The sequence below is a fragment of the Rhizobium sp. BK418 genome (genome assembly GCF_004341105.1).
Taxonomy (GTDB): Bacteria; Pseudomonadota; Alphaproteobacteria; order Rhizobiales; family Rhizobiaceae; genus Rhizobium.
On the sequence record NZ_SLZK01000015.1, the window covers coordinates 40,794 to 52,070 of the forward strand.

The 11,277-nt window shown below is 61.5% G+C and carries 7 protein-coding genes and 2 pseudogenes; 2 read left to right on the forward strand and 7 right to left on the reverse strand.

Going from position 1 to position 11,277, the window contains the following annotated elements; translation table 11 throughout:
* Positions 1–149: 149 nt before the first annotated feature.
* Positions 150–509 (reverse strand): DUF982 domain-containing protein, encoded by a 360-nt coding sequence (locus tag EV281_RS30690; protein ID WP_132658609.1) that lies wholly within the window; start codon positions 507–509, stop codon positions 150–152.
* A gap of 311 nt (positions 510–820) precedes the next feature.
* Here EV281_RS30690 and EV281_RS30695 point away from each other — a divergent pair, with 311 nt between their 5' ends.
* Positions 821–1,024, forward strand: coding sequence for a cold-shock protein (locus EV281_RS30695; RefSeq protein WP_132658610.1), 204 nt, complete (start codon positions 821–823; stop codon positions 1,022–1,024).
* A gap of 480 nt (positions 1,025–1,504) precedes the next feature.
* On the opposite strand, the gene EV281_RS30700 is transcribed toward EV281_RS30695, so the two are convergent.
* The 5 genes from EV281_RS30700 to EV281_RS30720 form a co-directional block, all read right to left on the reverse strand.
* The gene (locus tag EV281_RS30700; protein WP_132658611.1) at positions 1,505–2,446 is read right to left on the reverse strand and encodes a DUF2493 domain-containing protein; all 942 of its coding nucleotides are present in this window, start codon (positions 2,444–2,446) and stop codon (positions 1,505–1,507) included.
* A gap of 304 nt (positions 2,447–2,750) precedes the next feature.
* On the reverse strand, positions 2,751–3,797 hold the full coding sequence (locus EV281_RS30705) for a toprim domain-containing protein (RefSeq protein WP_132658612.1): 1,047 nt from the start codon (positions 3,795–3,797) through the stop codon (positions 2,751–2,753).
* Complete coding sequence (locus EV281_RS30710; protein WP_132658613.1) at positions 3,797–5,014, reverse strand: DUF932 domain-containing protein; 1,218 nt, start codon at positions 5,012–5,014, stop codon at positions 3,797–3,799. The genes EV281_RS30705 and EV281_RS30710 overlap by 1 nt, the downstream gene beginning before the upstream one ends.
* Positions 5,015–5,135: 121 nt before the next feature.
* Entirely contained in the window at positions 5,136–7,265 is a 2,130-nt protein-coding gene (locus tag EV281_RS30715) for a ParB/RepB/Spo0J family partition protein (RefSeq protein WP_132658614.1), read from the reverse strand.
* A 1,629-nt stretch (positions 7,266–8,894) separates the two neighbouring features.
* On the reverse strand, positions 8,895–10,400 hold the full coding sequence (locus tag EV281_RS30720) for a phospholipase D-like domain-containing protein (protein WP_132658615.1): 1,506 nt from the start codon (positions 10,398–10,400) through the stop codon (positions 8,895–8,897).
* A gap of 89 nt (positions 10,401–10,489) precedes the next feature.
* Here EV281_RS30720 and EV281_RS30725 point away from each other — a divergent pair.
* A pseudogene (locus EV281_RS30725) lies at positions 10,490–10,803 on the forward strand (transposase); the annotation flags it as partial.
* A gap of 366 nt (positions 10,804–11,169) precedes the next feature.
* On the opposite strand, the pseudogene EV281_RS31505 reads toward EV281_RS30725, so the two are convergent.
* Positions 11,170–11,277, reverse strand: a pseudogene (locus EV281_RS31505) (LysR family transcriptional regulator); the annotation flags it as partial.

The window sequence follows — 11,277 nt, forward strand, 5'->3', positions numbered from 1 at the left end:
CATAGTCCTGCTGCAACAACCGAGGCAGAAGTTGCCACTTTGTCGGTGGCAATCAGCATCGAATAGGGACGGGGATCATCCGCGGATTATATCAGCGAATTCTAAAGAAATAGTATTTCAGGTCGGAAGCATGGTAGCATCGGTAACTGTCACCTTACCGGGTGCATTTCCTCCTGTGTGACGACCTCCAACTGCCCCGCTTCGGTCATTGACCGGTTGCCCGCCTTCGTCTCATCCATGTCATCGGGCAGGATGTGCATCTTCGATGCATGAGCTGCCTCGACGAAGGCTTTACGAGCGATTTCAGGATCGAGATAAAGCTGCATGGCCTCCATCGCGGTCGCCAATGCGCGGTGAAATGTTTCAGTATCATTTTCCAGATGCGGCCATCGCTCACTTAGAAGGAAACCGGCAAGGTCCTCGACGCTGGACGCCTGCCGATACTTCGCCATGCCGTCGATCTCGACGTGAAGCGGGCGGATCGGTGTTGAGCTCTGAAGATCGTCCATGACGCGGTCCCTCTCGATATCTCGACAGAGTCACATGGGTCACCGGTCGAACGAGTCGAGTCGGAGATTGCGGAATCGGCAGAAGACGCAATCGGTCGGCTAGCTTATCGTCTGAAATGGATCGTCAGGAAACACAGGGCGGCTGTCGAACCTTCGAGATTGCGCCCGTCAGACGGAAATGCAGGTGACGACGCTCTGCGCCCTCGCCTGCCAGCTGCCTGGCGTAGACGACACAGTCACGGGCTTTGCTTGCCTGCCATCAACGGTCGGTCTATGAGTCGCTCCTGAAAATCCAAATCGTGGAGAGTTTCGTGGCGAATGGCACAGTGAAGTTTTTCAATCAGGACAAGGGTTTCGGCTTCATCGCTCCGGATAATGGCGGCCCTGATGTCTTCGTTCATATCTCCGCAGTCCAAGGCGGCGGCTCGCTGCGCGATGGCCAGGCCGTCAGCTATGACCTCGGTCAGGATCGCAAGACTGGAAAATCCAGGGCCGAGAATGTCCGGCCTACCTGATTACCAGGACGAGGGCGACATGTAAGCGAACGGCTCGCGCGCCTCTAGGGATGCTCCAGCTTGAATTCGCGCCATCTGACCATGGACCCGTCGAAGGCTCGTAATGGCTCGGATTCCGGCGTCGACCGCCACGAAGACTGTGGCAATTTCGAATTTGGCTGTGCACAGGACCACATTTGCACTGGTCGATCGGACCCGCTCGTCACTAGCCCTCATCTGAATCCTTCGCTCGTTCGGTGTTGCAATTCCGCACTCGACACGTGTCATTCCCGGTGGTTCAATTTTTGCTGTTGGGAGAGGGAAGGCCGCGATGATGTACGAGTGGAACGAGGCGAAGGCCCGCAGGCAGTACCTGATCAAGTTTGCGACCATATGGGTGGCTGCTGTTGCGCTGGGAAGTCTGCCGGTTTGGTGGTTGGTCCAGAAGACCACGTTCTAAGTTTCCAACCGCAATGATTGGAGCCAGGGGGGCAACGGCGCTTACGCGCCGTCTCCTGAAGCCTGCCAGACCGGAATGCCAAGCCGCCGCGCCTTGTCCGTGAGATTGTCGGTGATGCCATTGCCCGGAAAGACGATCAATCCTGCCGGCATGACGGAGAGCATGTCGTCGTTCCGGCGGAAGGGCGCCGCCTTCGCATGTTTGTTCCAGTTCGGCTTGAAGGCGATCTGCGTCACCTTGCGCGCTTGCGCCCAGCAGGCGGCGATGCGTTCTGCCCCTTTCGGCGCGCCACCGTGCAACAGCACCATGTCGGCATATTTGGCGCGAGCCTGATCGAGCTTTTTCCAGATGCGATCATGATCGTTGTAGTCCATGCCGCCGGCAAAGGCGATCTTGGTGCCTTTCGGGATCATGACTTCGGTCTCGGCATGGCGGCGTGCAGCCAGGAAGTCTTTCGAGTCGATCATTGCCGCAGTCATGTTGGCGTGACTGACCTTCGATCCGGAGCGTGGCCGCCAGGCTGAACCCGTTTCAGTCTCGAAGAGATCGGCTGCGTAATCGCGCATGAACTCGAAACTGTTGCGGCGTTCGAGAAGCGTGATCCCCTCGGCAACGAGCCGCTCGAGCTCGACGCTTTTGACCTCCGAGCCATCCTGCTCGCGCTGGCCGTTGCGCTGCGCCTCCTCGTTGCGATCGAGCTCGCGCTGGATGCGCTCTGCGCTCCGGTGAAAGAGGTTGACGGTGGACCAGAGGAGGTCTTCGAGATCGGGCTCCAGCCTGGTGTCCCCGAGCATGTCGGAGAGGGCATCGAAGATCGTGGTAAGCGAGGCTCGGGCGATATGCTCTTCGGGCAAGGGGCGAGGATCGGGTTCGTCCTCGAAGGGCCGATAGCCATGAAGCTGCATCTCATAGATGACGCGATCCATGGGCGAGGATGGGCGGTGGTGTCCTGCGGTGTCGTGAAGGGAGGACAAGCGGGTCATGGTGATCTCCGTGGTTGAAGCCGCCTCTCGCGGCCTGACGGCGATCCCTTCCCATGCCGGTCCCGGCCGGAACCGCGGCGCGACGTGCCGCGGCCAAGCGAAGCGCCGGGCGGCTGAGGGCAGGTTTCTTGATCCGCGAGGAGCGCGGGAACCGCGCGGGGAAGAAACCTGACCGACCCGCTGAAGGCCGGGACCGGCATGGTACGGGTCGCCTCCCGGCAGGCCCGCAGGCGCGGTCTTTACGGAGATCATCATGACCCGCTGACACCGCCGGCATCACCGCAGCGCCTCGGCGCCTTGCTCCTCACCGGCGGGTGACGATATCGGACAAGAAGGTGGCCGCATCATCCGCGAGAAGTTGCTGACGCAGGTTGTCCGCCATGCGCGAAGCGCCGAGGCGACGCAGATCCTCGTTGAAATCGCCGAGCTCCGGAGAGAGCACCAGCGGCAGCACGCCGAGGGCCTTGGCCGTCCGGCTCAACCCTTCGAGCCCATGTCGCCCCGCCGCATCGCCGTCGGCAGCGATATAAAGGCGCTGGCACGTCGCGGGCAAACGGAAGGCGGCGAGATGGTGGGCAGAGAGTGCGGCGACCATCGGCATGCCGCGAAGGACGCATGACAGGGACAGCACGGTCTCGATGCCCTCGCCTGCTGCCAGGATCGGGATCTGCGCATGCGGCTGCATGTTGAAGCGAATGGCATTGCCGAGAAGGCGGCCGAGCGCCCGGCGGGGTTCCTCGACCTTCGCCTTGCCATCACCTTCCGGACGGAGAAAGGTGCGGTGGACGCCGGTGAGCCTGCCCTCAGCGTCCATGACCGCCGCGATCATCGCCGGCAGGCGCATGGTGTTGCCGGTTGTCAGATCGCGATAATAACAGGATGGATGGAACCGCAATGCCTGATGCCCGGCGGCGCCGAGGATGCCGCGGCTTTGGAAATAGCGCTCGGCCAATGTGCCGGCAATCGGCCTGGCGCTTGCAAAGAGCAGCCCTGCCCGCTCCGTTGCCAATCGACTGCCAGGTGGATTGACCTTGGATCCCCCTGCCGCAAGCGGCTCCAGGCGCGGCAGGGCGAGAAACCTGCGCGCCTCCTGCGCGACATCGGCAAAGGTCAACAGAGCGCAGGTTTCGCGGATGAGATCGAGGAGATCGCCATATTGCCCGGTCGCCGCATCGCTCCAGCGGCCGGCCCGCGCACCGGTCAGGCGCACGTAGAGCGACCGACCCTTGTTGTTGGCCGTATCGCCGACGATCCAGTAGTTTCCGGATCGCCGTCCGGCCGAGAGATAATGACGGCAGACCGCTTCGGCGTGGCGCGCGAGACGGTCGGCAAGATCAGCCGCCGACAGCATCAGTGCCCCACGCTCTCGAGCAGTTTCCTGGCCTTGCCCTCAAGATCGAGGCGGACGTCCTGGTTGGTCCGGATGCGCGCCAGTGCGGTGATGCCCTGGACGAAATCGAAGATCGTTTCCGGCGGACGGCCCTCTTCCGACAGCACCGTTTCGATGACCTTGCCGGTTTCGGCCTTCGAGAAGCCGCGCCGCCGCAGGAACGCCTCGCGATCCTCGTCATGCCGTGCAACGATCGTCTCGCGCGCCGCCTTGATGCCGGCAACGAAGGGCGCGGGCGACGAATTGGCAAAGCTCGTCAGCGCGGGCGCTGCCTCATGGGCGAAGCGCTCGCTGGCGAATTTCGAGTGGCGGATGGTGATTTCCTCGAACTGCTCCGTGCCCCAGAGATTGCGGTTGGCGCAGACGGCACGGAGATAGAACGAGGCAATGCCGAGCGTCTTGGAGCCGACCTCGGAGTTCCAGGCATAGAAGCCCCGGAAATAGAGATCGGGCTCGCCGTTCGCAAGTCGCCCGGCCTCGATCGGATGGGTGTCGTCGACGAGGAACAGAAAGACGTCGCGGTCGCTGGCATAGAGCCTCGTTGTATCCCTGGTGATGTCGACAAAGGGATTGTGGGTCATGCTCGCCCAGTCGAGTTGACCAGGAACCTTCCACATCGTGTCGCCGGTGCCGTTGCCGGCGATCTTCATGACAGCTGCGACCAGTTCATGATCCCAGATGCGGCCATAGTCGGGACCGGTGACGGCGCGCAGTTCGAGGCGCCCGTCGTCCATCTCCAGTGTCTTGACCAGTTCGGCCCGGTGGCTGAGGAGCCCATGCTGCAGATTGATGGCGGCGAGCGGCGCCGGCAGCTGGCGCATGTAGTTTGCCGGCGCCCCGACCAGGCTGCAGAGCTGGCCATAGCTCCAATGGGTCGGGGCAATCGGCTGCTCCTCACGTAGGAACCGGCTTCCTCGCTCGCCCGGCACGATGAGCTCGAGACGCTCGGCATTGTCGCGCGATGCCTCGACGCGGATGGCGCTCGTCTCGACGGTGCGGGCATGCGCGCGATCCGCCCGGGTGCGGACCGTGTCGTAGAGTTCGGAGAGCGACAGGAAGCGTTCGTCGTCTGGCCGGGAAAACCACTCCGACGAGACGCGGCCGATGCGCTGCCCTCGCGAGATGTCGACCTTGAAGCCGGCGGAAGACAAATGGCTGTTGAAGCTGGAATTGGTCATGGCAAGTCTCCTGAAACGAAAAGGCCCGGCGCTTGCGACCGGGCTCGAGGTGAAGGTTAAAGATTGAAACGCATGTGGCCCGGCGCCTTGCGGAACCGGGCCGTCCTCACGCAAAGGACGCTTATTCGGCTGCGATCGGATGGATCGGGGCTTTCTCGTCGATCTCGTCCGAAACGTCGGCCTTATCCTCCGGCGCCAAAGGCTCGGTGAGCTCGCCGTCCGGGAAAGATGGTTTTGAGACCGCCCCGGATTCCGCGATATCCTTGCCTGTCTCGTCCGTGCCGGTCTCGTGCGTGACCGCAGTGGGGTCGTCAGCCTCGACGGCTGCAAGGCGAAGCGGTTCAGGCAACCAGCCGGTGCCCGCCATCAGCCGCTCGGCCTCGCGGGCCATGTCGGCCTTCTTCAGATGGGCGATGGCTTCTGCCGTCTGATTGCCTTTCGCCTCGGTGACCGCCTGCAGGATGTGAGCCTTGGTGACACGGCCGAGATAGCCCTCGACCGTCGGCGCCCAGCCCGCTTCGACCATGTCGAATCCGATCGCTCGGGCGAGTTCGTCGGCATGGGCGATGGCCCGGGGGCGCCTGTTCCAGGGTTCGATGACCGCATTGACCGACAGAGAAGCACAATGGGCAAAGAGCGCGTGCCGGCTGACGTCGTCGAGCGCGACCAGGAAGGCGAAGAGGCTGGTCGGATCCTTCGGGAGGTCCTGCCCCCAGGCTTCCTGCCGCTCGGCGATCTCCTTCGCAGCGATCGTGTCGGCCAGTCCCGGTGTCTCGCTGAAGCGGGCACTTTGCAGGGTGAGCTCCAGGCACGTGTCCGCGCCGTAGAGGTAGAAGGTCTTGAGCACGAAGGCATGCAGCACGGCGACGAAGGCGATCACCGGATCCTTGGCGAGCGCGTTGCGCAGTGCGACGGTGCGGGCTGCGGTGAGGTCGAGAACGAGACGATCGGCAAGCGGCTTGAGCGTCTCTTCGTCGTCGTCACCAACCCGCGGCTCATCGCATGAGGCAACGATCTCCGAGACGGTATCGCCCTCCTGCTCGACAGCGCAGGTCATCTCCACCTGCGGCTCGTCTTCGGGCCTGACGTAGCCGCGCTCGATCCTGAGCGTGCCATTTGCCTCGAGCGACACGAAGACGCCGGAGCGGGCGAGATCCTCCGGATCGTAGACGTAAGGCCGATCGTTCAGCCGGTCGAGTTCCGTGCCGAGTTCTTCGAGCCTCTGCTCAGTCTCCTCGGAATAGTCGCTTGCGGATGCGTATTCCGCATCGAGCCGGTCGTATTCCGCCTGGAGAGCATCGTGACGGGCGAGGTCCTCTTCGCTCCACTCCGCCTGCTGGCCAAAGACGCGGCGAAGACCTGTCGTGTGGCCGTAGGGAAAATCGAAGGTGGCCTCGACCCATTTCCACCCCTCCTCCTCCTGGATGGCCGCGGCATCGGTCTTCAGCTTTTCCAGTACGAGCTGATCCAGAAGAGCCGGATCCTGCAGCCAGCCGCCTCGGTCCTCGTCGAAGAGATCGCGCATGACCACACCGCCGGCCGCTTCATAGACATCGATGCCGACATAGACGGAGCGCCGGTCGGTCGCCCGGACGGCGGTCTCGGTCAAAAGGCGCCTGATGTAATAGGGCTCACGGCTGTAGGAGCGGGCGATCGCCTCCCAGACCTGCTCCTGACGGGCATGATCCTTGCTGATCGAAAACGCCATCAGCTGCTCGAGCGTCATGCTGTCTTCGCCGTAGAGGTCGAGAAGCTTCGGCGAGACGGACGCCAGCCGCAGGCGCTGCCGGACGGTCGCCACCGGCACGAAAAACCGGGCGGCAATTTCCTCCTCGTCCATCCCCTGCCCGCGAAGTGTCTCGAAGGCCCGGAACTGGTCGAGCGGATGCAGGCTTTCGCGATGGACGTTCTCGGCAAGCGAATCCTCGGCGTCCGGTGTCTTGCCGCGGCTGATGACGCAAGGAATGCCCGCTGTCTTCGACAGACGCTTCTGCGACACGAGCAGCGCCAGCGCCCGGTAGCGACGGCCACCGGCCGGGATACGGTACATGCCGGTTTCCTTACCGTCGTCGTCGAGTTCGGGACGGACGCTGAGGCTGGTCAACAGACCGCGGCGCGCAATGTCTTGAGCGAGTTCCTCGATCGACACACCCGCCTTGATCGTGCGGACGTTTGCCTGGCTGAGCACAAGCTTGTTGAAGGGAATGTCACAGGCGGTTGCGAGCGTGATCTTCTCAGTCTTCTCAGTCATGTCGGTTTCTCCATGACGGACCGGGCGGAACCTCTCTCCAACCCTTCCAATCCGTCACAGCTTCCCCGTCCCTCCTCTCACTCTTATTCGCCCACCAACGCTCGCTTTCGCCTCCGACCGGAAATGGGTTCCGCGCGGCTGGCGGGTGCTCGATCCGGCAGGATCGACCAGCAAACAAAGAAGCATATCGGAGCTTTCAGCATAGCGGCCGGACGGGACCGTCCGGGAAAGCGGGAATTCGCGTCACACGAGGCCCGATCAAGGGCAGCCGCAGGAGCGTCGGCGTCAGACGGCGCGGGACCGACTGCCCCGGACCCGAGTGTTCCGCTGATCCGCCGGGTTCGCCATTCGTCGCGCTCGTCGCGACCGACGGCGGGCCTCCTTCCCCCAGTTGCCCCCGTCGCACTGTCGACGGCCGATAGGGATGGGTTGTTACGCGAGAGTTGGATCCCTCGGGTCCGCGCGACGCCGAGACCGGCGGCAAATGAAAAGCGGCACGGCCCTGATTGACTCTATTCGCCTTGATGCCGATCCGAGGTCGTGGCAACGCGTGCGGCTCAGGCTGATCACTTTCAGGCATTCGCTTGGGCCAGGACGGACGCTTCGCCTCCCGCTCTGGTCAAGATACAATCCGGTCCTCCTTTGGAACCAAAGTTAATGCGACGCATTCTAGGGGCATGATGACAAGTAGACATGAGGCGGCGCGGCGCGCCGCCGTGCGCGCATGTGCCAGACAAAAGGCCGAGGCCTATCACTCCGCATTCGGGGCATACCTCGAGAAATGTGCTGAGTTCAGAAACCTGGCCGCGGTGGCTCCCCCGGTGACCGCCGCCCCAATCGCCACCGTCGCTCATCCATCAAACGGAACCGACCTTTAACGCCTTGGCAATTCGATGATCGAGAGTCTAGGGCGAGCCGGTCGACAAGGCTGTCGCCGCTGCCCGAGCTAACCCGAGCATCGACGGAGTCGGTGAATCGATCGAAATCCACCGACGACCAGAACACAGCGCCTGCGGAGTTACCGACCATTTCTGATCGATCATCAGGCAATTGCCAGCTTCCAGCGACAGGATTTAGCCGGTCCGCTCATTGCCGTCTGCGAGGCTACGGCTCACCGTGTTGGAGCCCGGGTTGCTGTTGTCCCAGCGCACCTGCGACTGACCGTCGACGCAGACGCCGATACCGGATGAGTGTGGCGGAATGCCCTAACGGTGGTGTCGATGGAGCCGAGACAGTAGATCAATCAGACGTCGGCGGGTCACCAACGAGGCTGCTGGTCTGAGATATGCCTTCGATGAACAAGACATAGATCGTAAACCTGCTTCCCTTTGTTCTAACTCCAATTTCGGATCCGGCCTCACGCAAAGTCAGTCAGTATCGGTTTCACGCAAAGGACTGATGCGACCGGCCACCGTCTTTCGTGACCCGTCGCGCAGGTGATATCCCGATCACCTACGGCACAGTATGCATCAGATGCAGTTTGCAAGGCTCCTCGAATACTCGGCCGCCAGTGTCGTCTGATTTTTTCGCGCCAAGATCGCCCTGTAGTGCGGCGCGGCGACGTCGCTGGTTCCAAGGGTGTTTGAGATAGCGCACGAACTTGACTTGAGCATGCCCTACATGTGCGCCTCAATTTGGTCCTCTTATCGCCGACCTGGGCTTCTTTTTCGATGGAAGTTTCAGGTGGCCTCGAAATAGCCCCCGCCGTTCTATCGGTTCCATCACCGCCTCTGGGCCTTCCGGGTCGAGAATCTCGTTGTCCGCAAGCCATTGCTCCAAGCCTGATATTGCCGGTGTTTGATAAGGGATAAGGGTTGGTCTGTTTCCAGGTTGATCAACCGTCCGTTTTTCCCTCAGTTCCTCGATCGCTGCAATGATCGATTTCGTGCGGCCAATCGTCCGTGTGACTTTATCGGTATCGACGCCAAGGTGTTCGGCCAGAAGATTATCGCGGAGTTGAACGAGCTTACGAGAGAGCTGATCGTCTCGTCCGGCTTCGAAGACAACATCGCACTCGTTATCGAAACGCATCGATCGATTGTTGAAGTTCGAGGAGCCCACCCGTATGGCTTTATCGTCGACGATCATCAATTTCGAATGAACGTAAATCGGCACGCCGCCAGCGGTCACCGGGTGATACATTCGAAACCGGCCGTGGGGATCGTGCGAACGCAGGGCTTCCCTCAGCCGTGCCCGCGCTGTGTCCATCGCAATTTCGCCGAGCCAGTTGTCGGCTTTGACCGGGTTGATGAGAATGACTTCCGGGCCGTCGATTTCCGAAAGCCGCCTGGCGAGAGCCTGAGCGATAATCCGTGACGCGAAATACTGGCTTTCGGCATAAATCACACGCTTGGCCGACATGATCATGTCGACGTAGAGCCGCTCAATTTCCGCGACACCTGCCTGGTTTGCATAGAGAGGAACGGTGCGCGAAATTCCGAGCGTGACCCGCCCGAATGAAATGGCGCCCTTGATGGAGGGCGATACATGTGGAAAATCAGTTGGCGCCAGTTGCTCGCCGCCTGCCGATTTCCATCTCGAGCGGCAAAGGTCGCCAAGTGCTTTGGCAGCCGGCCCCGCGCAGAAACTCGAAGCGTCATGCCAGGGCCCGTAGAGCGCCCCGTTCGGCCGCCTGCGAAGCGGATCGTTGTCCAGGTGCTTGCGCGTATCCCAGCGCCCTGCCGTGACGTCGATACCGCCACAGAAAGCGATCGCATCGTCGATGACCAGGATCTTTTGATGATGGGAACTGCCGACCGGATGGTTGCCGTCAAGAAGGACGGTAATCCGGGGATGGAGTTTCCACCGCAGGAGATAGGGAAGGTTTGACAGTTTCGTCCAGCTTGACAGGAAGCCCGGATTCCAGAGGAGAAGCCGGATCTCGAGGTTCGGGTTTTCCTCCGCTAGCCATAGTAGATAATCCCCGACGCGGCTCGGCTCTTCATACTGTTCGCCTGGACGTCCAAGGGTGATCGATGCATCGAAATCCCAACCGACGAGGAATATCGACTTTCGTGCCGATCGCATCGCAGCCCTGGCAGCGGAGAAATAGTCGTCTGCGTCGATTATGATCGCAAACTCATCGGCTCGCTCGGCCCGCCATATATTCGACGACGGTTGAAGCAATCCCGACATTGAATTTTCCTGACTCGTTTCGCCGCTCGGGGCACCATGTCACCGTCTTTCAATTATGAAACCGCGGTGGCGTCAAGACTTTCAGTTTCGTTCTCGCCTTTGCGTCCGAGCGGCTGATGGAGCTCGAGATCGGCAGCGCGACGGGTGCCGGCTACGGCGAGAAGAACACGATGCGGCGCGTCCGACGCAACGGCTACCGTGACCGGGACTGGGAAACTCGGGCTGGAACGGTCGTGCTTCGAATCCCGAAGCTGCGCAAAGGGAGGTATCTCCCGAGCTTTCTGGAGCCGCGTCGCATGGCGGAGAAGGTTCTGACGGCTCTTATCCAAGGATCTTAACGCATTCTGTCGACGGTCCCGTCAAGGCGATGGGTATGGGCGGCATCTCCAAGAGCCGGATGAGCCTCGTTCATGGGAAGAACAAGAAGCCGAGCACTGATTACGGCCAGCCGGTGCTGGACGGGCCGAAGATCATCAAGCTCTACCCGTGAGAATTTCCCAAGCAGTTGCATTCGGAATTGCGCGTGGAAGCAAACGCGGCCGAGATTTGCACGAAGCGTTTGGAAACAACGTGAAACTACACGAAAACATGCGCAACAAATGAAGTGCTTTTAGGCTTGAGAGTGGGAAGCGCGTCATACGAGGCCGCGAGGAAGGGCAGCCGCAGGAGCGTCAGCATGAGCTACCCCCGCCATTGCGTTCCGCTTGTCGGCCAGGCTCGTCACTTTCGCACTCATCGCACGACCGGCCGCGCCGCCTAGCCTGCTCCCTCACCTGCCCGGCCGCGCGAGTGACCGCGCAATATCGATGATGTCATCACGGCCTGCGGTCGGATCCTCCCGGTTCCAGGCAAGACCAAGGCCGATCTTGAAATCGAT